The 21,331-nt window shown below is 52.5% G+C and carries 19 protein-coding genes; 14 read left to right on the top strand and 5 right to left on the bottom strand.

Annotated features, from left to right (window positions below):
* Positions 1-46 precede the first annotated feature (46 nt).
* Entirely contained in the window at positions 47-2,683 is a 2,637-nt protein-coding gene (gene clpB, locus MKZ24_RS03060; RefSeq protein WP_340781270.1) for an ATP-dependent chaperone ClpB, read from the top strand.
* Positions 2,684-3,150: 467 nt separating this feature from the next.
* Here clpB and MKZ24_RS03055 read toward each other — a convergent pair whose 3' ends face one another.
* Positions 3,151-5,277: a glycosyltransferase family 2 protein gene (locus tag MKZ24_RS03055; protein ID WP_340781269.1), complete on the bottom strand. Its 2,127-nt coding sequence runs from the start codon at positions 5,275-5,277 to the stop codon at positions 3,151-3,153.
* A 235-nt stretch (positions 5,278-5,512) separates the two neighbouring features.
* On the opposite strand from MKZ24_RS03055, the gene MKZ24_RS03050 reads away from it, so the two are divergent.
* The 8 genes from MKZ24_RS03050 (at position 5,513) to MKZ24_RS03015 (ending at position 12,262) form a co-directional block, all read left to right on the top strand.
* Complete coding sequence (locus MKZ24_RS03050; protein WP_042132881.1) at positions 5,513-5,731, top strand: hypothetical protein; 219 nt, start codon at positions 5,513-5,515, stop codon at positions 5,729-5,731.
* Positions 5,728-6,174 (top strand): peptidylprolyl isomerase, encoded by a 447-nt coding sequence (locus MKZ24_RS03045; RefSeq protein WP_042132882.1) that lies wholly within the window; start codon positions 5,728-5,730, stop codon positions 6,172-6,174. The genes MKZ24_RS03050 and MKZ24_RS03045 overlap by 4 nt, the downstream gene beginning before the upstream one ends.
* Positions 6,175-6,295: 121 nt before the next feature.
* Positions 6,296-7,915 (top strand): ABC transporter substrate-binding protein, encoded by a 1,620-nt coding sequence (locus MKZ24_RS03040; protein ID WP_340781266.1) that lies wholly within the window; start codon positions 6,296-6,298, stop codon positions 7,913-7,915.
* 87 nt (positions 7,916-8,002) lie between these two features.
* Positions 8,003-8,953 (top strand): ABC transporter permease, encoded by a 951-nt coding sequence (locus MKZ24_RS03035; RefSeq protein ID WP_039300002.1) that lies wholly within the window; start codon positions 8,003-8,005, stop codon positions 8,951-8,953.
* Positions 8,954-8,957: 4 nt separating this feature from the next.
* A complete protein-coding gene (locus MKZ24_RS03030) occupies positions 8,958-9,803 on the top strand; it encodes an ABC transporter permease (RefSeq protein WP_039300005.1) in 846 nt (281 codons plus the stop codon).
* 14 nt (positions 9,804-9,817) lie between these two features.
* The gene (locus MKZ24_RS03025; RefSeq protein WP_340781264.1) at positions 9,818-10,831 is read left to right on the top strand and encodes an ABC transporter ATP-binding protein; all 1,014 of its coding nucleotides are present in this window, start codon (positions 9,818-9,820) and stop codon (positions 10,829-10,831) included.
* Positions 10,824-11,741, top strand: coding sequence for an ABC transporter ATP-binding protein (locus MKZ24_RS03020; protein WP_042231837.1), 918 nt, complete (start codon positions 10,824-10,826; stop codon positions 11,739-11,741). The genes MKZ24_RS03025 and MKZ24_RS03020 overlap by 8 nt, the downstream gene beginning before the upstream one ends.
* 71 nt (positions 11,742-11,812) lie before the next feature.
* Positions 11,813-12,262: a hypothetical protein gene (locus tag MKZ24_RS03015; RefSeq protein ID WP_042231839.1), complete on the top strand. Its 450-nt coding sequence runs from the start codon at positions 11,813-11,815 to the stop codon at positions 12,260-12,262.
* 166 nt (positions 12,263-12,428) lie between these two features.
* Here the strand turns inward: MKZ24_RS03015 and MKZ24_RS03010 are convergent, their stop codons facing one another.
* Complete coding sequence (locus MKZ24_RS03010; protein ID WP_042241342.1) at positions 12,429-12,785, bottom strand: hypothetical protein; 357 nt, start codon at positions 12,783-12,785, stop codon at positions 12,429-12,431.
* A 151-nt stretch (positions 12,786-12,936) separates the two neighbouring features.
* On the opposite strand from MKZ24_RS03010, the gene MKZ24_RS33050 reads away from it, so the two are divergent.
* Positions 12,937-13,149: a transposase gene (locus tag MKZ24_RS33050; protein WP_081956339.1), complete on the top strand. Its 213-nt coding sequence runs from the start codon at positions 12,937-12,939 to the stop codon at positions 13,147-13,149.
* 573 nt (positions 13,150-13,722) lie between these two features.
* On the opposite strand, the gene MKZ24_RS03005 is transcribed toward MKZ24_RS33050, so the two are convergent.
* The gene (locus MKZ24_RS03005) at positions 13,723-14,514 is read right to left on the bottom strand and encodes a hypothetical protein (RefSeq protein WP_042231843.1); all 792 of its coding nucleotides are present in this window, start codon (positions 14,512-14,514) and stop codon (positions 13,723-13,725) included.
* A gap of 255 nt (positions 14,515-14,769) precedes the next feature.
* On the opposite strand from MKZ24_RS03005, the gene MKZ24_RS33045 reads away from it, so the two are divergent.
* Positions 14,770-15,012, top strand: a complete 243-nt coding sequence (locus MKZ24_RS33045; protein ID WP_081956340.1) for a transposase — start codon at positions 14,770-14,772, stop codon at positions 15,010-15,012.
* A 69-nt stretch (positions 15,013-15,081) separates the two neighbouring features.
* Complete coding sequence (locus MKZ24_RS03000) at positions 15,082-15,915, top strand: MBL fold metallo-hydrolase (protein ID WP_042231845.1); 834 nt, start codon at positions 15,082-15,084, stop codon at positions 15,913-15,915.
* Positions 15,916-15,923: 8 nt separating this feature from the next.
* On the opposite strand, the gene MKZ24_RS02995 is transcribed toward MKZ24_RS03000, so the two are convergent.
* Positions 15,924-16,763: an SDR family oxidoreductase gene (locus MKZ24_RS02995; protein ID WP_042231847.1), complete on the bottom strand. Its 840-nt coding sequence runs from the start codon at positions 16,761-16,763 to the stop codon at positions 15,924-15,926.
* Positions 16,764-16,980: 217 nt separating this feature from the next.
* Between MKZ24_RS02995 and MKZ24_RS02990 the strand changes: the two genes are divergently transcribed.
* Positions 16,981-18,009, top strand: coding sequence for an AI-2E family transporter (locus MKZ24_RS02990; RefSeq protein ID WP_042231849.1), 1,029 nt, complete (start codon positions 16,981-16,983; stop codon positions 18,007-18,009).
* A 163-nt stretch (positions 18,010-18,172) separates the two neighbouring features.
* Entirely contained in the window at positions 18,173-19,189 is a 1,017-nt protein-coding gene (locus tag MKZ24_RS02985) for a S66 family peptidase (protein WP_042231851.1), read from the top strand.
* Between the two features lie 608 nt (positions 19,190-19,797).
* Here MKZ24_RS02985 and pyk read toward each other — a convergent pair.
* Positions 19,798-21,228 carry a pyruvate kinase gene (gene pyk, locus MKZ24_RS02980; protein WP_042231856.1) on the bottom strand — a complete coding sequence of 477 codons (1,431 nt, stop codon included), beginning with the start codon at positions 21,226-21,228 and terminating at the stop codon, positions 19,798-19,800.
* Positions 21,229-21,331 lie beyond the last annotated feature (103 nt).

Below are 21,331 nucleotides of genomic sequence, written 5' to 3'. Positions count from 1 at the left end.
GCTGGGGCTGCAGCGGCATAACATTTAAGGAAAGGCGATGAATCTTATGGATTTCAACAAGCTTACACAGAAGCTGCAGGAAGCCGTCGCAGAGGCCCAGTCCCTGGCTGCGGCCAGCGGACATCAGGAGATTGATAATCTTCATCTGCTGAAGGCACTGCTTCAACAGCATGAGGGCCTGCTGCCGAGGCTGCTGCAGAAGATGAATATTCCTGCTGCTGAGCTGCTGCAGGGTACAGAGGCGCTGCTTCAGCGGAAGCCCAGCGTAAGCGGAAGCGGAGCGGGCACGATGCGGCGGTATGCCTCGCCCGCGCTGATTGCCATGCTGGAGCAGGCCGAGAAGGAAGCGGCCAAGATGCAGGACGAATTCGTAGCCGTAGAGCATGCCGTGCTGGCGATGGTCTCGGATTCCGGCAGCGGGAACCGCGAGCTGCGCGGGCTGTTCACGGGCATGGGCGTTACCCGGGAGAAGTTGCTCGGGGTGCTGGCCGAGATCCGCGGACACCAGCGGGTGACGAGCCGGGAGCCGGAGGCCACCTATGAGGTGCTGGAGAAATACGGCCGGGATCTGGTGGCCGAGGTGCGGGCGGGCAAGATTGATCCCGTGATCGGACGCGATGCGGAGATTCGCCGGGTCATCCGTATTCTCTCCCGCAAGACCAAGAACAATCCTGTGCTGATCGGGGAGCCCGGCGTAGGTAAAACCGCGATTGTAGAAGGGCTGGCTCACCGGATTGTGCGCCGGGATGTGCCGGAGGGGCTGAAGGATAAGACGATTTTCTCACTGGATATGAGCGCACTGATTGCCGGTGCCAAATACCGCGGGGAATTCGAAGAGCGGCTGCAGGCCGTACTGAAGGAAATCCGTGAGAGTGACGGCCGGATTATTCTGTTCATTGATGAGCTGCATACGATTGTCGGTGCCGGCAAGACCGAAGGGGCCATGGACGCGGGCAACATGCTGAAGCCGATGCTGGCCCGGGGTGAGCTGCATTGTATCGGGGCGACGACGCTGGATGAGTACCGCAAATATATCGAGAAGGACCCGGCGCTGGAACGCCGCTTCCAGCAGGTGCTGGTCAGCGAGCCGGATGTTGAGGATACCATCTCCATTCTGCGCGGCCTGAAGGAACGCTTCGAGGTACATCACGGAGTCAAGATCCATGATAGCGCGCTCGTCGCGGCCGGAGTCCTGTCGAACCGCTATATTACCGACCGGTTTCTGCCGGATAAGGCGATTGACCTGGTGGATGAAGCCTGCGCGATGATCCGCACGGAGATTGATTCCATGCCCGGTGAGATGGATGAGGTGACCCGCCGCCTGATGCAGATGGAGATTGAAGAAGCTGCACTCAAAAAGGAAACCGACGATGCCAGCAAGCGCCGTCTGGAAATCCTGCAGCGGGAGCTGGCCGACCTCAAGGAGAAGCATCTGGGCATGACCGTCCGCTGGGAGAAGGAAAAGTCGGCGATCCAGGGCATCCGCGAGCTGAAGAAGCGGTTAGAGCAGGCGCGCAAGGATCTGGTCGATGCACAGGAGATCTATGATCTGAATAAGTCGGCTGAGCTAAGCTATGGGATTATTCCTGATCTGGAGCGGCAGCTGAAGGCCGCAGAGGAAGCCGCGCAGCAGGATCAGGAGACCCGGCTGCTGCGCGAAGCCGTGACGGAAGAGGAGATCGCCGATATCGTCTCCCGCTGGACCGGCGTTCCGGTCAGCCGCCTCGTGGAAGGCGAGCGGGATAAGCTGCTGCGGCTCGAAGATACGCTGCATGAGCGGGTAGTCGGGCAGGATGAGGCCGTCCGGCTGGTCGCAGATGCTGTGCTCCGGGCAAGAGCAGGCATCAAGGACCCGAACCGCCCCATCGGTTCGTTCCTGTTCCTGGGGCCGACCGGGGTCGGTAAGACCGAGCTGGCTAAGGCGCTGGCGGTATCGCTGTTTGACCGCGAGGACGGTATGATCCGTATCGACATGTCGGAGTACATGGAGAAGCACAGTGTCTCCCGCCTCGTCGGTGCTCCCCCGGGATATGTCGGCTATGAAGAAGGCGGCCAGCTGACCGAAGCGGTACGGCGCCAGCCGTATACTGTTGTGCTGCTGGATGAGGTGGAGAAAGCCCACCCCGATGTCTTCAACATTCTCCTGCAGCTGCTGGATGACGGTCGGCTGACCGACTCGCAAGGCCGGGTGGTCGACTTCAAGAACACGATCATCATTATGACCTCTAATATCGGCTCGCCGCATCTGATTCAGGGTACCGATGACAACGGTGAGCTGACCGAAGCTGTTAAAGACCGGGTGATGAAGGAGCTGAGCGGCCACTTCCGTCCGGAGTTCCTCAACCGGGTGGACGATATCGTGATGTTCAAACCGCTGACGCTGGGCGAAACCCAGCAGATCGTGGTTAAGCTGGTGAACGGTCTGCGCCTCCGCCTGGCAGAACGGGGCATTGGCCTTACGCTGAGTGACAAGGCCGTCCGCTTCATTGCCGAGGAAGGCTTTGATTCCGTGTACGGCGCAAGACCGCTGAAGCGGTTCATCCAGCGCAGTCTGGAGACCCGGGTGGCGCGTGCGCTGATCACCGGAGAAGCAGAGGAAGGCTCAGTGCTGACGGTGGACGAAGCTGACGGTGAATTGACTGTCACTATAGTGAAACCGGAAACTGCGAAGACGGTTGGCTGACTCTAAAATGTGAACTGACCCGGCCGATGCCTCCGTAAGGCTGCAGCTGCAATCCGCAAAGAAAAAGCGTTCCGCCTTAAGGCTGGAGCGCTTTTCTTTTTATTTTCGACTTAAATCCTGCAGAAAATACAACATTTTCTTCAATAAATCGGCCCGAATCGAGAATTGTTGTAGGAAATGCAGCATTCCATCTACTGCAAGTGGCTAACTGAAAGGATTATTGTATTTCCTACAACAATCCTCCCGTACCCCCGGTTATTTATAATCCGGGTTGTAATATTTACAACATTTATACCTATTACCTGTATACCTGCCCCATACAGAATGAACTTCAAAGTCCATTCGCCGTTTGGCGGGAGCACTGCCTCAGCAGCGATTAGCGGTCAATGGTTACTTGTTTGGCTGAACTCCTAAGTGTGGTTTATCCTAAAGTATGGTTTATACAGAAACTCTACTATCCCGTCCGCTTACTCGCTCCAGGGCATCAGATGGGGATGCTGGTCGAGAATAGACAGGTATTGTTCCTTCCAGCCATATTGGCCGTCCGGGTCCAGCAGCATATAGCGCAGATATTTCTCCAGCCGATATTCCGGCTTCGACCAGCCGAGATGCTTCAGCCGCAGATTGCTTAACTGATGGGACAGCTCAAAAATATTCTCCGGCAGCCGCCCGCAATGCTGCGGCAGATCGTTCCAGAGATAAGTGAAGTCCTCCCGGTAGCGGAGCAGGAACGGCCGGTAGCTCTGATGGGACCGCCAGTACATATCTTCGCGGTAATGAGTGTCATCCCAGAAATCGTAGAGCCGGAAGCAGAACAAGTCGCAATTGTCCGTACGCAGCAAGGCATCCACTTCTTCCGGGAATCCGGCTTCGAAAATCTCATCCGCATCCAGACTAAGAATCCACTCCGGATTCGTCTGAAGGACCGCCTCCCACTGCTGCTTGCGCAGCTCGGATTCATTGCTGAATCTGGAGACGTTGTTGCGTATCAGATGCAGCGGAATGCCCTGAAGCACCTCCCGGCAGATATCCGCTGTGTTATCCGTGCTGCCGTCGTCGATAATGACAGCTTCATCGATATATTTGCGGTGCTCCTGCAGAACCTGCCGCAGAAACCGCGAGCCCTCATTCTTGACGATCATCGTAAGCGTCAGCTTGGGCCGCCGGACAGCTGCTGAATTAGCAGCCGCTCCGGAGAAGCCGGTCGCCGCTCCATGCTCAGCGCCCCGCCTTGCTGCATCTGCACCGTCTGCCGCGTCCGCGTCTCCGGCCGCAGCCGCACCAGCGTCCGCTGCCGGACCGCTGCCCGGCAGCTCGATCTCGCCGCCGCCCTCTGGCAGCGGCTCTTTGGACAAGCGCCGCCGGGCCTCCGCCTCGGTCCACAGCGCATCCCACTCCGCGCTCGCATCCAGCGCTCTTTTGTCCGCGGGCGCTGCATCGGCAGCGCCCTGCATGTCAGAACCGTCTGCCGCGCCGCTGCTGTCCGAAGGCGCAACCTCGCGCGCCGCGGCTTCAGCTTCCGCGCCGCCGGCCTGAGCGCCAGCTTCGTCCGCGTCACCCCGTCCCGCCCCCGGCGCATTCCGCGCCTCGTGCCCTAGCTCTGCCTCATTTAACTCGGCATCGCTCCGCTCCGCCTCGTGTTGCCCATTCGGCCTTGTGATCGCTTCGCCCTTCCCTTCCCGCTCAAGCTCCGCCCTATACCGCGCATCCCGCTCCGCTTTCCCGTCACCCCCCACCGTCTCCGGCGCATCCGGCGACTCCGGTCCCGCTCCAGCCTCCGCGCCTGAAGTCTGCCGGATGAACTCCGGCACCTTGAGCAGGTCGCTGTCCCTGTAGAGATGCAGCGCCGGGTAGTGGGTATCGACATACAGCGGAATGCCAAGCGCCGCTGCACGGATGCAGAAATGGCGGTCTTCTCCCCAGTAGGAGATGTTGTGAATCCGGTCGTAGCTGGCACCGGAAGCGATAGCACGGCTGCTGATCAGGGTGCAGGCGCCGAGCCCGCCGACTTCATAGATTCCCGGCTGCTGCATCTTCATCAGGAAGGCGTGGAAGCGCCGGTTGATCTCATCATGTGAGAGCTGCTCTCCCGGGAGCACCTCCCACTGGTTGTATTCGTCATGCATCCAGACCTGCGGCTGCAGCAGAGTACCCGGCTGCCACTGGGTCCAGAATACCTCAGAGATTATGTCCTTGTCCGTACGGATCAGATGCAGCAGTGTATCCGGATGAAGAATCAGATCGGAGTCGATCAGGAACAGATAATCATAGCCGAAGGCTTCGGCCCGCCGGATCATCAGGTTCTTGAACCCGGCCACCTTCCAGACCAGATTGGAATTCCAGAAATGGGTCGTATCATCGCGGATATAAGCATCATGAAATCCTGAAGATTGCAGGAAGACCGTTCTGCCGCTCTGGGCGAACTGCTGGAGCAGTTGACTCGAAGCTTCGTCCGGGTTGTCATCAATCAGATAGAAATGCAGCTCAATATTGGTCAGGTTCAGGCGCAGCAGAGAATTCAGGAATTGCTCAAGAATTGCCGGTTTTTGATGGATCGGGCTGCCCAGCAGAACCCGGGTTCGGGTCTCATTCATAGCAGGCCACTCCAGGATAAGATCAACATTAATAGAACATCCCCTTGGATTCGCAAATAGATGATATGAATTATATGTATTCAATATATTTAGAGAAGTACGGGACTAATCCCGGTTTTTCAAAAAATAGAGACCTGAGAGGAAATATATGGATTGGTGTCTGCCTGAGAGCTGTTGTACAATACCGCATAGACAGGTATAGACATTCTGCAGACTGCAGGACAGGAGTGAGAGGATGGACAAGTCACCGTTAAAAGTACAGCAATTAATCAACCTGCTCCTGGCGATGAATCCGCGCGCCGGGGTTTTTCTGCATACTGCGGATGGAGAACTCCGGCCGCTGCTGGACGAGGATGTACAGGAGATCTATGCGCCTGAGCAAGCGGCCAAGACCGTGGCTCATATCGGCGTTCCCGCAGGCACTGCAGCCGGAGAGGCGGAGGAGACCTTATGAAGCTGGCTCTAATAAGACTGGAGCAAGGACAAGAGATCCGGCTCGAATTATTTGACCAGGAGGCCCCCGGAACCGTAGCCAATTTTGAAAAGCTCGCGAACAGCGGCTTCTACAACGGTCTGACTTTTCAGCGCGTTGTCCGCGGCTTTGTCGCCCAGGGAGGCTGTCCGGAGGGTACCGGCCGGGGCGGCACGGACAAAATCGCCTGTGAAACGCAAGGCAATCCGCATAAACATGTGCGCGGGGCGTTATCCATGGCCCATTTCGGGCCGGGCACGGGCTCCTGCCAGTTTTTTATCTGCTACGATGCGTTCGATTATCTTGACGGCTGGCATACGGTGTTCGGCAGAGTAATAGAGGGGATGGAGCATGCGGATGCCTTGCGGCGCGGGGATATCATACAGGAGATCAGCGTATGGGATGCCGGTATTCCTCAGCTGTAACAGCAGGCGGTTGTTCAATCTTTCACAGGTGGTAAATTAATACATTGTAATCCCGACTATTCCGATATATAATAACTTTCACAACGAGTGAGATTGCTCATAGACATGGAGGAGAGAGATAATGCGTAAAGGGATATCAGGGGTTGTCATTCTAGTTCTACTAACACTAATGATTAGTGCATGCTCTAATGGAAATAACGCGGCATCGACAAATGCGGGTGCAAGCCAGACACCGGCCGAAACGCAGCAGCCTGCTGCCAGCGAACCGAAGGATGGCGGAAGCTTGATTATAGGGGTCGCTTCTGATCCGGTTGTACTTAATCCGAACTATGCGGGTGACCGTGTCAGTCTGACGATTGACCAGGCACTGTATGCTCCGCTGTTCCAGGTGAATAACGGGGAGAAGACCTTCTACCTGGCAGAGAGCCTGACACCTTCGGAGGATAATCTTACTTACACACTGAAGCTTAAGGATGGACTTACCTGGCATGACGGAGAGAAGCTTACGGCGGATGATATCGTGTTCACCATTGACAGCATTCTCGACGAGAAGCAGAACAGCTTCCTGAGAGCCAACTTCCTGATCGGCGACCAAGCCATCAAAGCGGTTAAAGTGGATGATCTGACTGTTGACTTCCAGCTTCCGCAGGTCAGCCCGGCTTTTGAAGCGACACTGGTACAGGTGTTCCCGATTCCAAAGCATATTTTTGAGAATGAAACCGACATTGAGAAGAGCACCAAGAACGCTTCTCCGGTAGGTTCCGGTCCCTTCAAATTCAAAGAATACAAAGCCGGTGAGTATCTGACACTGGAACGATTCGATAACTACTTCGGCGGCAAGCCGCATCTGGATTCGGTAACTTACCGGATTGCCAAGGATACCAATGCTGCGAACCTTGCCCTGCAGAACGGCGAGATCAACGTGCAGTATCTTGATCCTAAGGATGTAGCCACCATTCAGGCAACGAACAATTTCGAAATTCTGCCTTACAGTGAAGGCCGTCTGGCTTATCTGATGTTCAATGCGAACAGTGATACCGGTGCACTCGCCAAAAAAGAAGTCCGTCAAGCCCTGTCCCTGGCCCTCAGCCGTGATGAGCTGATCCAGACAGCGTACACTTCCAGTGAATATGCTGACCCGGCGAAGTCATTCCTGACTCCGGACGCGCTGTATTTCACGAATGAAGTAACTACCTTTGACAATGATGCCGCTAAGGCTAAGGAACTGCTTGCGTCTGCCGGAGAGAGCAACCTGAAGCTTCGTTACATTGTACAGAGCGGTAACAAGGCACAGGAAGCGATCTCGCTGTATGTGCAGCAGAAGCTGAAGGCTGTCGGCGTGGAAGTGGAACTGCAGAACATGGATTCCTCGGCCTGGGTGCAGAAGTTCATCGATCTGAAATCTACCGACTACGAACTGGCATTGACCGGTTATATCATGGGATATGATCCCGATGCTTACCGTATCCTGTTCACTACGGACAGCTCTTCCAACTACTCGCATTATTCGAACAGCGAGGTTGATAAGCTAATGAATGACGGTGCAGGCGAAGCGGATCCGGCGAAACGTGCAGAGCTCTACAAGAAAGCACAGGAGCTTGTCGCTGAAGATGCGCCGATCTACCCGATCGCTTATACTAAAACAGTTGTAGCTGTATCGAAGAACTACGGCGGCATTGATGAAGCTGTGTTGAAACCGGTCGTTATCTTCGAAGACCTGTCCAAGATCTACCAGAAATAATCTGCCCCAAAAAATAAGCACGGCAAAAAAATAAGCTGGGTTCTTCCAGCTTATTTTTTGCCTGTCAAGAGCTGGGAGAAGCTGCGTATGAGACAACTCATCGTCCGAAGGTTGCTGCAAACACTGCCGATGCTGTTTTTTGTATCCGTAGTGTGTTTTACAATGATCAAGCTGGCTCCGGGAGATCCGGTGCTGTCTTTCGTTACGCCCAATATGCATGCCGATGATATTGAGCGTATCCGCCATAATCTGGGGCTTGATAAGCCCGCCTATATTCAATATTTCATCTGGATCAAGGAAATGGTGCAGGGCAACTTCGGATATTCCCTGATCAATCACCAGCCGGTGCTGGGACAGATTCTGGAACGTCTGCCGGCAACGGCTGGTCTGATGGGCAGCGCCATTGCGCTGGCGGTTATTCTGGCGATTCCGCTTGGCCTCGTGGCCGGTGCGAACCGCAACCGCTGGGTAGACAAGCTGATTAACTTTATTTCTTATGTAGGGATCTCCATTCCGTTATTCTGGCTGGCGATTCTGCTGATGTATCTGTTCGCCATTAAGCTGCACCTGCTGCCGAGTATGGGGATGCGCACGATTGGTGTGGAATCGCCGCTGGATGTGCTGAAGCACGGGATCTTGCCCTGCTCGGTGCTGGCCTTCGGCTTCCTGGCCGGATATGTGCGTTATATCCGCTCCAGCACGATTGGACAATTGAAAGAGGAATATGTGCAGATCCAGTATGCTTTTGGCTCGAAGAAATCGACAATTCTGTTCCGTCATGTCCTGAAGCATGTGCTGCTGCCGGTCATTACCCTGCTGGGCATGTCTATGGGAGATCTGGTGGCCGGGGCCATCGTCACCGAGACGGTATTCTCCTGGCCGGGCATCGGGTCGCTGGGGATGACGGCGGTTAAGGGGATGGATTATCCCGTTATTATGGGGATCACCTTATTTTCTTCCTTAATGCTGATCCTCGGTAATATGGTGGCGGACATACTCTACAGCTTTGTCGATCCGCGAATTAAATTAAAGGGGTGACCTCATGAATCGCAGTAAATGGAAAAATCTACAGTCAGAGCTGTTTACGAACGGTCTGGGTGTCGCTGCTCTTGCTGTATTGGCTATCTTTACGCTGGGGGCCATCTTTGCCTTCCTGTCCGGATATGACCCGAATGCTATGGATGCCATGGCCCGCCTCACCAAGCCGGGCGCCGGACATCTGTTCGGAACGGATGACTATGGACGCGATTATCTGTCCAGAGCGCTATATGGCGGCCGTGTCTCGCTGCTGGTCGGGTTTGCTTCCATGATCGTGGCTACCTTCGTGGGTGTGATGGTTGGTGTGATCAGCGGATACTTCGGCGGCTGGCTGGATAATCTGCTGATGCGGATGCTGGATATCATCATGTCGATTCCGTCCTTTCTGATCCTCCTGCTGCTCAGTGTCTATTTGAAGCCGAGCATCGGCAATCTGATTATTATTATTGCCTTGTTAATGTGGATGAACGTGGCCCGCGTTGTGCGAGCGGAGACTCTTACGATCAAGGAACGCGAATATGTGCTGTACGCCAAGGCTTCCGGCCAAAGCTCCTTCGGCATGATCTGGCGGCATATCCTTCCGGGACTGGTACCGGTGATTATCGTCGGCGCAACGAATAATATTGCATCGGCCATTATGATGGAATCGTCGCTGAGCTTCCTCGGCTTCGGGGTACAGCCGCCGAACGCCACCTGGGGCAGCATGCTGAACAGCGCTCAAGGGTATATTGCAGAGGCGCCTTATCTGGCACTGTTCCCTGGGCTGATGATCCTGCTGACCGTTCTGAGCTTCAATGTGCTGGGTGATATTTTGCGGGTCGGCTTTGAACCAAAGCTGATCCGGAGATAGGAGAGTGGAACATCATGACTGAACGGCTGTTGACTGTTGAGAATTTGCAGGTTTCATTTGCTACCCGGGACGGCGAGAATCAGGCCGTCCGCGGCGTTAGCCTCCATATAGATGCCGGTGAAACGGTGGGGATTGTCGGAGAATCGGGCAGCGGCAAAAGCGTTACCGCCAAGGCGGTCATGTCCCTGATCACGCCGCCGGGCCGCATGACTGCCGGTAAGCTGGAGTTTCGCGGCGAGAGTCTGAAGGGGCTCACGGAGAAGCAGTGGCGGACCCTGCGCGGCAACCGGATCGCGATGGTCTTTCAGGACCCGATGACCTCGCTGAATCCGGTCAAAAGAATAGGCCAGCAATTAACCGAAGTCATCCGCAGACACCGGGGACTCAATAAAGCAGAGGCGTATGCCGAGGCGGCGGAAATCCTCCGCCAGGTCGGTATACGCGATCCCGAGCAGCGCCTGAAGCAATATCCGCATGAATTCAGCGGAGGCATGCGCCAGCGGGTGATGATCGCAATGGCGCTCTCCTGCCAGCCGGAGCTGCTGATTGCCGATGAGCCAACCACGGCGCTGGATGCAACCATCCAGGCGCAGATTCTGGATCTGTTCAAGGAGCTGAAAGAACGGTCGGATACAGCGGTAGCGCTGATTACCCATGACCTCGGTGTCGTGGCCCAGGTCTGCACACGGGTCATTGTGATGTACGGCGGGCTTGTGATGGAGGAGGGCACGGTGGAGGACATCTTCTATCGTCCCCAGCATCCGTACACCCAGGGCCTGCTGCGTTCCATTCCGAAGCGCGGCGGGGGATCGCGGGAGCGGCTGATTCCGATTGAAGGCACACCGCCGGATCTGCTGAATCCGCCGCCCGGCTGTCCGTTTATGGACCGCTGCCCGCATGCTTTTGCCCGCTGCAGTGAACGTCCGCCGGTAGTAGAGCTTGCACCTGGCCACCGCTCAATGTGCTGGCTGGCCGAAGGCGCAGAGCAGCAGGCGGCAGTTACAGTGGGGAGGGATTCCGGTGAGTGAGAGCAAGGTGCTCGTAGATGTGAACAATCTGAGGAAGCATTTCTCCAAGGGCAAGGATATACGCGGGCGCGATACGGCTGTGCTTAAGGCCGTGGACGGCGTCAGCTTCCAGATCCGCCAGGGCGAGACCTTCGGACTGGTGGGTGAATCCGGGAGCGGCAAGTCAACGGTTGGCCGCTGTCTGCTCCGCCTGTACGATTATACGGACGGCGAGGTATTCTATGACGGGCAGCCGCTGGGCAAGCTGGGCGAGAAAGGGCTGAAGCCGTTCCGCAGACGGATTCAGTCGATTTTTCAGGACCCGTACTCTTCACTGAACCCCAGCCTGAATGTGCTGGAATTGATCAGTGAGCCGATGCGTATCCATGGACTCTACCCAGGTGAAGAGCGCAAGGAAGCCGTGGCGGAGCTGCTGGAGAAGGTTGGTCTCAAAAGAGAGCATCTCTACCGCTTCCCGCATGAGTTCAGCGGGGGGCAACGCCAGCGGATTTCCATCGCCCGGGCGCTGTCGGTCCGGCCCGAGTTCGTCGTCTGCGACGAGCCGATCTCGGCGCTGGATGTCTCTGTGCAGGCCCAGGTCGTCAATATGCTGGAGGATCTGCAGTCCGAATTCGGGCTGACCTATCTGTTCATTGCCCATGACCTGTCGATGGTCCGGCATATCTCTGACCGGATCGGTGTCATGTACGGCGGCCGCCTCGTTGAGGTTGCGGAGAGCGATGAGCTGTATGACAATCCGCAGCATCCGTATACCAAAGCGCTGCTGTCTTCCATTCTGGAGACAGACCCGCTGAAGGCCAGCCAGCGAATCCGGCTGGATGCCTACTCGGTAACGCGCGGGGATGATGAAGGCGCTGTGCTGCGGGAAGTGAGCCCGGGGCATTACGTGGCTGGTGATTTTACGGACTGAGTTCAGGGAATGCCTGAGCAATGATCAATTGATCAGGATATGAGCACTCATATGGATAAGGAGGATCTAGAATGACAGAAACGAAGAACAAGGTAAAGTTATCGCAATGGGATGCCCTGCTGGTGGAATCGCTGCGCTCTCTGGGCTGGTCCGATGAAGAACTGCTGCGGCGGGTTGCCGAAGGCGATCTGCCTGCCGACGAGAGTGAATACGAGTTCGATTACGGGCAGCTGTCCACGCTCGCTGGTGAACAGCCGGAGCTGTTCCGCCAGGCCGTGACCGAAGGCTACCAGATCAAATACAACACGATCCGCGGCATCCGCAGCTGGATTGCCGTTGCGCTTCGCACCGAGCCGAAGCTGGAGCTGGAGGAAGGCCGCGAAGCAGTCGAAGCGGTGTTGTCGGAATCACAGAAGCAACGGCTGGAGGAAGTATTATCCTTCGGCTGGCAGATTACCGGCGGCGGAACAGCAGCAGATGGCGGCAACGCCACTTACCGGATCGAGCCGATCCAGCGGTAACAGCAGAGCTGAGCAGCAGAAACAAGCTGCATAATTAGGTGTATGTTAAGAATTAGCCCTTCGGCTTTGCCGGAGGGCTTTTTGCATGATGAATACAGAAACTCTGGGGCATTTCATAAAAGATACTGGTCTGTCGCTGTTGATCGGGAAACGGGGAATATTGATTTCAAAGTTCGCCAATCGCTTGAACAACTAGTTTCAAAGCTTTAAGTCTTCTTTCTAAAAGCGTTCTTTGTGGACTACCAGTCTTTGACTTAGCATAACTGTTCTCAACTGATGGGGTTAAACCAATAATAACTTTGCGGGCTTCTGCTAAATCTTCATGTGTGTATTGATGAGGTTTTTGATTCCAGACGTTTTCTAGGATAGCTAAGCCGATGTAAACAGCATTGAGTCGTTTCTTTACTAGGGTAGTATTTACGGCATTTTGAGTCATCTGGGACAAGGCGTTCTCGAGTTTTTTGATTGTAGATTGCAAAGATCTTATTGATTCCAATTTTTCTACATTAGATACATCTTCCATGTAAACACTGTCCTTTGTTCGCTTCTGAATTATTATATTGGGCAATGTATTGCAATAAGTTCTCTTGGGCGTGTCTTAAATCTAGCTATTGCCTTAAAAGCGTAACATAGCATAATTTTACAAGGACGAAATCACGAGGAGCTTGTAAAAGATGCTAAGACGCCACGAAATCAAAGACCAGGACTGGGAACGGGTTAAAGAACTATTGCCACCTGAAAATAGAGGCGAAGGCAGACCGTCGAAATCCAACCGGATGATGCTTAATGGAATGCTTTGGAAAGTCAAAACAGGTGCGCCTTGGCGTGATTTGCCTGAACGTTTGGTCCTTGGAAAACTCCGCAGAAGGCGGTTGCCTTCTTCCTGAGTTAAGTCACGAACAAAAATAGTCATGCCGCTCACCTCGAGAGAGTTGGATTTACGTATAATTACCCGTTTTTCCAACTATGTTCTCGGAAGGGGCACTAGTTAAGTTTCATTTCTTCGTATAAAACTGAATCGAAATATCGATTATGTTTGTTCTAATTTTTGGTTATCTTGAAGTTTATTAAGAAAAAAGAAAAATTTAAAAATATAAATAGGAGCAAAAGATTCATATTTAGATCTTCAAATTTTACAACCCATGGAATCATAGGAGTGAAAAAATTCATTAAAAAAAGCATGAAAGAGTTTATATCTTTCTTTTTGGTAAATCTATATTTAATCCAATTATAAATAACATAGATCAAACCAACAGAATTTAAACATAAAATAGTAACATAGAAAACCGTTTGTTCCACCGAGAATTCCCTTCTGCTTTGTAATTAAACTAGGTTAGTTTATCACCAAGCTTGTATGGTTCCGGTACTATCATTCAGGAACCGTCAGAGCAATTGGAGAATGCAATGAGGGAGGAACCTAATTGACGAACAGCCCTCATTGTCACTTCGCTGGTTCTAAATCACATAGCTGATAATGTTTGATAAGCATTATTTATGGCAGAGTCACAATCCCTATTTGAATTATAAACCCCCCATATTGTGGCAGCAAAAGCTGGAGCAGATACAATAAGTGCTGGAATCGCAGCTAAAGAAATAACAACAGAAATTCCAGCCGCTTGAGCTGCAAATTGAAAAGCCTTCAACGAACTTAGAGATCCAGAAAAAGAATTAACATACATTTTGTAATCTGAAGCATGTGAATTAGACTGTGAAAAGTATTTACTTACGTTGTTCCCAGTTGGACCGTAGTCATAATGTTGGTAAGATGCTGCATAAAACGTACCGCCAGCAGTAGAAGAATAGTTATCATAATAACAGGACCCCTTATCACCACCCGCTTCACGTGTTTGAATTCCAGGTCTTGTTTGGATTTGCGTATCTTCAACTTTAACATTATTTAGATATACGGAACCATCATTTTTCGTTGTGATCACATCTACATTTGTATTATATGTATAAATTTTACTATACGATTCCATTCCTGGCTGTAATACATATGTTTTGATATCCGTAACCTCACCAGAAACACCGTCAGATGTAGGAATTGATTTAACCTGAATTGTTTCAGTTTGAGTGCCAATTAGTTCACCTTCAATAGTCCTTAGCTCAGTGGTGCTTGTAGTTACATAGGGAGCATTATTCGCCGCTACACCTCCTTCTGAATTGTTACCAGGTGCGGCCATTGAAGCCGTAGCACTAGTTAGAAAAAACACTCCACACAGTAATGGTAAAAAAATCGATTTCACTTTCAAATTAATTGACTCCTAGAAAATGGAATTTTAAGTACAGATGTACACTACTCCAGTTTCTGGAAAATGTAAATAAATATATTGTGAAGAAATACAAGGCTTTCATAATATTGATATGCGAAGCGTACTAAAGAAGGTGGATACATCTACTTTTCTAGACACCAAGTAGGACGAGAGTTGCATATGGCTGATATTCTACCAGAAAGAGAAAAGATGAAGATCTGAAAAGATTTTATTTAATATAAAAGCATTATACAGATGCTAAGACGCTACGAAATTAACGACCAGGACTGGGAACGGGTTAAAGAACTATTGCCACCCGAAAATAGAGGCGAAGGCAGACCGTCGAAACCCAACCGGATGATGCTTAATGGAATGCTTTGGAAAGTCAAAACAGGTGCGCCTTGGCGTGATTTGCCTGAACGGTTTGGTCCTTGGAAAACCGTGTACTCCCGATTTCGTTTGTTGAGTAACAACGACCTTTTTCAACCGAAACACTAGATGTAGAATAGTCGTAGGATAAGAATCGTAAACTATAAAGCGGGTGTATCGACTCTTGGGAGGTATTGGATGTTTAGATGGAAGCGTGGCCCTGTCACTCTGTTCCAAAGTGATCTGTACATGACGAATTCACTTGTTATGGAGACGGAGAATTGTGTGCTGGTAACCGATCCCTGCTGGCTGCCCCGTGAGGTGGAGGAAATCCGGCGGTATGTAGACAACATTCTTGGCGCGAGAAGGCTGCTCCTGTTATTCACCCATTCTGATTTCGATCATATTATCGGATATGGGGCCTTCAGAGGGGCTGAAGTCATTGCAAGCAGGGCATTCGCGGACAAAAGCGCCGGGGAACGCGAAGATATTCTTGAACAGATCCGGGCATTTGACGATAGTTATTATCTCAGGAGAGACTATGAAATCACGTATCCGCAGGTGGATCATGTGATGGAAGAGGAAGGTCAGACGCTGGTATTCGGGGATTTGAAGCTGACGGGATATGCTGCGCCGGGCCATACGGATGATGGGCTATTTACTATAGTGGAGTCTGCCGGGCTGTTCATTGCCGGAGACTACTTGTCTGACGTGGAGTTTCCCTATATCTACGACAGCAGTCTGGCTTACGAAGCAACGCTCGGCAAGCTGGAGCAGATATTGGCGCGGCACCCGTTCACGCTGCTGGTCCCCGGACATGGGGAGGCAACGGACAGCAGCGTAGAACTGGAGCGGCGCAGGGAAGAGAGCCTGAAGTATATCCACAACATGCGTACGGCTGTAGCTTCAGGCATCCAGGAAACGGTTGATGCTCTGATCGAAGGCTGTGCGTTCCCGCGCAATATGTCCAACTTCCACCGCAGCAATCAGGCGCTGATCGCGAAGGAGCTGGCCGGGAAAGCGGAAGACTGACGCTGCAGTTACATATCCAGCTGGATTTTGCGAATATGAAGAACACCATCAAGTCCTGTAGGGTCTGTACTGACCTTACGGGAGACGAATTCTTCGGCCCGTTCGGAGGTGCGCAGGCGCAGCGGCTTGGTCTCCAGCTGAACCAGATCCCACATGACGTCTGCTACGGACTCTGAAGTCTGCGGTTCTACATTCCGTTTCAGGAACGTCCCTGTGTAGGCATCGAGAATCGGCTTGTACTCATCTTCGAGGATGCCGCCGGTGTCCGCTACATGCCCAAGGACAGTCTTATTGAATTCTGTAGCGATGGCACCCGGCTCAAGCAGGGTAATGTCGATATTGAATTGCGGCTTGTAATAGGTAGCCAGACTCTCCAGCAGTCCCTCCACCGCGAATTTGCTGGCGCAGTAGATTTCGTTCATCGGTTGTCCAATGAGCCCGCCGACACTGGACGTAGCCACAATATGGCCGTAGCCGGTCTTGCGCAGCAGGGGCAGTGCAGCCCGGATCGTATGCATAACCCCGTACACATTAGTGTCGAATATGCGCTCGATATCAGTGAATGGAGCTTGTCCAAGCGCCCGGAGATAGCCGAACCCGGCATTGCAGAACAGTACATCCAGCGTACCGCGCTCCTGGTCAATCTGGTCGATAACCCGCTGAATACTGTCCGGCTGTGTAACCTCCAGTTCTACGAACTGCAGATTGTCCACATTGCGGTACAATTCCTGATCGCGCTCCAGATGGCGGGTGCCGGCGTAGACCGTCCAGCCTTCCTGTGCAAACTTCAGCGCGGACGCCAGGCCGATGCCGGATGATGCTCCGGTGATGCAGATGATTTTGCCCATAAGGGATACAGCCTCCATTAATTTGGAATTAAATTGCTTTAACCTTCACGAGATCGCACACATTATAGCATACAGCAGCCGATGTTCTGACAAGATGACATAAAGTTTGTTTTTTCGCGTATTTTTGACTCTGCCGAAGTTGCTATAATTGTTTTCGTTACGGTACACTATAACTAAAGGTCCTAATCGCCTGCGAATGGAGAGGAACAAGGAAACAATGGATGTATTCAAGCGTTACTTTGCAAATTTAACAGTCCGCCGCTTTTTAATTCTGGCACTGATTGGACTGCTGCTGTACAGTATTAGAGACATGCTGAATCTGGTGCTGCTGACGTTCCTGATTGCTTATGTAATGAACAGCTTTCAGGTGCTTTTGAGCAAAAGAATCGGCAAATATGTCAAGGTGAACAGCAAGGTAATTATTATTATTTTGTACTTAGCGCTCATCACTATGATCGTATTGGCCCTTGTCAAATATCTGCCCAAGGTCTTCTCGCAGATTAAGCAATTAACCGCGTTTCTCGGAACACTAACCTCTGACGACATCCCACAGAACGAGATTATGCAGTATTTATTCAGCATGGTTAAGGAATTGAACTACCAGAGCTATTTGAATCAAGGCATTGAATACGTGTTCAAAATCAGTGACTGGGGAACTACGTTCGTCCTGTCAACGATTCTGAGCCTTGTCTTCATCCTGGAGAAAAACAGAATTGTCAACTTCACCTCCCGTCTGAGAGAGAGCAAGATTTCCTGGTTCTATGTGGAACTGGAGTATTTCGGCAAGAAATTCATAGCCTCCTTCGGTAAAGTCATTGAAGCACAGATCCTGATTGCGCTGTTCAATACTTTGTTCACGGTTGTCGGATTATGGATCCTGGGCTTCTTTTTCGAACCCTTCCCGTATCTCTTTGCGCTCGCTATTATGATCTTCATGCTCAGTCTGATTCCAGTGGTCGGCTTTGTCATTTCGCTTATTCCGCTGTGCATCATCGGCTACAATACCGGTGGACTGGTGATGACGATCTACATACTGGCGATGATTGCCGTGCTGCATGTCATGGAAGGCTACTTCCTCAACCCTAAGCTGATGTCCTCCAAAATGAACCTTCCGATGTTCTACACCTTCATCGTGCTGTTATTCTCAGAGCATTATATTGGCGTATGGGGACTGATTCTCGGTATTCCGATCTTCGTCTTTTTCCTGGATATTCTGGAGATTAGCCGTGATAAGCCGGGTACCTGATTGGCAAGGATACAAGGTGGAACAACGATAAATGCACGATCTATAACGATCCAATAGATAAATGACATACACAAACATATAGGTAATAATCCAAATAGGTGATATTCAAACTGCTCATGGTTTGGGTATCCCTTTTTTATTAGGAAGAAGGAGGAGGCGCAAGATGATCAAATATCCGGTATTAGAGCCAAGAGCAGTTATAGGTGTAACAGCACCCTCATCAGGAGTAGGGGAGGAACTGCGTGAACTGCTCGAGCTAGCCTGCAGCCGGTTGCAGGAGCAGGGTTATGGCGTGGTATGCGGAGCAACGGCGTGGACGCAGGATAAGGCCAAGTCTGCACCGGCAAGCGTGCGTGCGGCTGAATTCAATGCCATGATGGCCGATGACAGCATCGGGCTCGTGATCCCGCCTTGGGGCGGGGAGCTGCTGATCGAGATTCTGGAGCAGGTAGATTTCGATCACATGAAGGTCAAATGGATTCTCGGCTACTCTGATATTAGTGTGCTGCTGCTGGCAGTTACTCTTAAGACGGGGATCGCCACTGCCCACGGTACAAATTTTGTTGACCTGCGTGGCGAAGAGACCGACCCGGTGACGGCCATGTGGGAATCCGTGCTGTCTACAGCAAGCGGGCAATCGGTACTTCAGCATTCCTCGCAGCAGTACCAGCTGGAATGGGGAGGCGCGGAGCCTTCACCCCATGTGTTCAACCTTACGGAAGTCACCAATTGGAAGACTGTAGGTAATCAGAACGTAACTATGCAGGGCCGTCTGCTCGGCGGCTGCATTGATGTAATCCGGCATCTCATCGGCACGCCGTATGGGGAGGTGCGGCATTTCCAGCAGCATTACATCCAGAATGAGCCTATCCTGTGGTATCTGGAGAACTGTGAGCTGTCGGTAACGGATCTGCGCAGGTCCCTGCTGCAGATGAAGCTGGCCGGCTGGTTCGAGAATTGCTCGGGTCTGATGTTCGGCCGTAGTGCAGCGGGTCGCCCTATGGAGAATTACACCGTAGAAGATGTCTACCAGGAGCTTGCCAGCGAGCTGGGGCTGCCGGTTGTGTATGATATCGATTGCGGCCATCTGCCGCCGCAGATTACGCTGGTGAACGGGGCGTTTGCGGAGGTGTTGGCTGGAGCTGGTAAAGGGACTGTGAAGCAGTATTTCCGGGCGTAAATGAGAAGTACTCGTGCTAAACTATATGTAGTGAACATTAATGTAAATGGCCCTTAGCGGGTTAGGAACTAGCCTATAAGCTTGGGTAAACTTGGAGCAGTAGCTCTATTGACCAAGAAGCACCCACCTCTTAGGTAGTGTGTAGTTCACGACCTGTGTTTTCCATACTTTCGATAAGTTCTTTGTTTGAATCATTTTCGCCATGATTACGGCCTCCTTCACCTCCATGCTATATCGACTATTTTGCTGTCCAGCCATCGAGTTAATACAATCTAAAGTGACATTCTTGTCATGTTGATTCATTAGGGTTACGCTTCGACCAATAGACTTCGGCTTTTTCAATCTTCTACGTTCCTTGCGAATACCTGCTAAATCTACACTCCTTCTTAAATCTCAAACGGGTAAGGGCATCGATTGCGCCGTCAGGCTGAATGAGAACATTCCCCGGGTGCTGGAACAACGATATCATCCCGATGGATAAACTGCAGCTGAAATTCCTCTGCATTCGGCAGCGCGAGCTTCATCATCAACGGCTCGAACAGGGACGCAGGGAAAACCAAAACATCCGTAGCAGGTGAGATAGGCTCCTGCCAAGGATGTTTTGGTTTTTAGAGCGATTCGCCTACTTGGTGAACCCGCAGCAGGTTGGTGGTTCCGGTGCAGCCTGCAGGGACACCGGCGGTGATGACTACCAGGTCGCCATCTTGCACGTAACCAGCCGACTTGGCCAGTACAACGGCGGCTGCTATGGCTGCATCAGTGCTGGAAGCGGACACGCTGCGGAGCAGCGGAGTTACACCCCAGGTCAAGGACAGGGCGTACAATACACTCTCTTTGGTGGATACGGCGATGACCGGTGCAGCCGGCTTGTGCTTGGCGATCATCCGGGCGGTAAAGCCGCTTTCGGTCAAGGCGAGAATGGCCTTGGCGGAGAGCACAAGGGCGGTACGGGCAACGGCTTCGCCGATGACGCTGGTTACGTTGGTGGCAGCCTCGTCATCCTTGCGGCTACAGCGGCCGTGGCGTCCCAGGACGGACTCGGCGCGGGCAGCGATACGGGCCATGGTCTCGACGGACTCCAGCGGGTACTTGCCTGCGGCGGATTCGCCGGACAGCATGACGGAATCAGTGCCGTCGAAGATAGCGTTGGCGACATCGCCCGCTTCCGCACGGGTCGGACGCGGGTTCATCTGCATGGACTCCAGCATGTGGGTGGCGGTGATGACTGGTTTACCTGCCAGGTTGCACTTCCTGATCATATCTTTCTGAACCAGCGGCACGTCCTCCACCGGCAGGTCTACGCCCAGGTCGCCGCGGGCTACCATCAGGCCGTCAGCTACGCTCAGGATGGCGTCCAGGTTCTCCACGCCCTCGTCATTTTCGATCTTGGCAATGACTTGGATATGGCCGGCCTTGTGCTCGCTGAGGATACGTTTGATTTCGAGAATGTCTTCGGCTTTGCGGACGAAGGATTGGGCGATGATGTCGATGTTGTGCTCAATGCCGAACTTGATGTGCCGGACGTCCTTCTCGGTTACGCCGGGGAGGCTGGTTTTGACGCCGGGAACGTTTACGCCCTTACGCTGCTTCAGCTTGCCGCCGTTTTTGATGAGGCAGGTGATCTCGGTGCCTTCGGCATGTACGACCTCCAGACGGACCAGACCGTCATCGATCAGGATGATGCTGCCGGGCTTCACATCTTGGGGCAGCTGCTTGTAGGTGACTTGAATGCGGTCCTTGGTGCCGGGCACTTCCTCGGTGGTCAGAACCACGGTTTCACCCGGTACCAGCTCCGCGTAGTCCGAGGCCATTTTACCGATCCGGATTTCCGGACCTTTGATGTCGAGCAGGACGGCAACGTACTGGTTCAGCTCTTTGGCTGCTTCCCGGATGCGCCGGATGCGCTCCGCGTGCTCGTATAGCTCTCCGTGGGCGAAGTTCAGGCGGGCAACGTTCATACCAGCTTGGATCAGCTTCCGGAGCATTTCTGGGCTTTCGCTGGATGGACCGATGGTGCAGACGATTTTAGTTTTGCGCATGACTTTTCTCTCCTTATATTTAACATTGAACTCTTGTGAAAACTTTCTCTAACCCATACAACACAGCATAACGCTTCATCAGAAAAAAATATATATTTTCGTT

Source organism: Paenibacillus sp. FSL R7-0297 (assembly GCF_038009025.1).
Lineage (GTDB): Bacteria > Bacillota > Bacilli > Paenibacillales > Paenibacillaceae > Paenibacillus_AQ.
Note: the sequence above shows the minus strand (reverse complement) of the source record. Positions and strands in the feature narration are given on the sequence as shown.

Excerpts from the sequence above, each read along its gene's own strand:
- pyk (WP_042231856.1), bottom strand. The coding sequence starts at position 21,228 with ATGCGCAAAACTAAAATCGTCTGCACCATCGGTCCATCCAGCGAAAGC.
- MKZ24_RS02995 (WP_042231847.1), bottom strand. The coding sequence starts at position 16,763 with ATGGGCAAAATCATCTGCATCACCGGAGCATCATCCGGCATCGGCCTG.
- MKZ24_RS33050 (WP_081956339.1), top strand. The coding sequence starts at position 12,937 with ATGCTAAGACGCCACGAAATCAAAGACCAGGACTGGGAACGGGTTAAA.
- MKZ24_RS02990 (WP_042231849.1), top strand. The coding sequence starts at position 16,981 with ATGGATGTATTCAAGCGTTACTTTGCAAATTTAACAGTCCGCCGCTTT.
- MKZ24_RS03030 (WP_039300005.1), top strand. The coding sequence starts at position 8,958 with ATGAATCGCAGTAAATGGAAAAATCTACAGTCAGAGCTGTTTACGAAC.
- MKZ24_RS03025 (WP_340781264.1), top strand. The coding sequence starts at position 9,818 with ATGACTGAACGGCTGTTGACTGTTGAGAATTTGCAGGTTTCATTTGCT.
- MKZ24_RS03045 (WP_042132882.1), top strand. The coding sequence starts at position 5,728 with ATGAAGCTGGCTCTAATAAGACTGGAGCAAGGACAAGAGATCCGGCTC.
- MKZ24_RS33045 (WP_081956340.1), top strand. The coding sequence starts at position 14,770 with ATGCTAAGACGCTACGAAATTAACGACCAGGACTGGGAACGGGTTAAA.
- clpB (WP_340781270.1), top strand. The coding sequence starts at position 47 with ATGGATTTCAACAAGCTTACACAGAAGCTGCAGGAAGCCGTCGCAGAG.
- MKZ24_RS03015 (WP_042231839.1), top strand. The coding sequence starts at position 11,813 with ATGACAGAAACGAAGAACAAGGTAAAGTTATCGCAATGGGATGCCCTG.
- MKZ24_RS03035 (WP_039300002.1), top strand. The coding sequence starts at position 8,003 with ATGAGACAACTCATCGTCCGAAGGTTGCTGCAAACACTGCCGATGCTG.
- MKZ24_RS03000 (WP_042231845.1), top strand. The coding sequence starts at position 15,082 with ATGTTTAGATGGAAGCGTGGCCCTGTCACTCTGTTCCAAAGTGATCTG.
- MKZ24_RS03040 (WP_340781266.1), top strand. The coding sequence starts at position 6,296 with ATGCGTAAAGGGATATCAGGGGTTGTCATTCTAGTTCTACTAACACTA.
- MKZ24_RS02985 (WP_042231851.1), top strand. The coding sequence starts at position 18,173 with ATGATCAAATATCCGGTATTAGAGCCAAGAGCAGTTATAGGTGTAACA.
- MKZ24_RS03010 (WP_042241342.1), bottom strand. The coding sequence starts at position 12,785 with ATGGAAGATGTATCTAATGTAGAAAAATTGGAATCAATAAGATCTTTG.
- MKZ24_RS03050 (WP_042132881.1), top strand. The coding sequence starts at position 5,513 with ATGGACAAGTCACCGTTAAAAGTACAGCAATTAATCAACCTGCTCCTG.
- MKZ24_RS03055 (WP_340781269.1), bottom strand. The coding sequence starts at position 5,277 with ATGAATGAGACCCGAACCCGGGTTCTGCTGGGCAGCCCGATCCATCAA.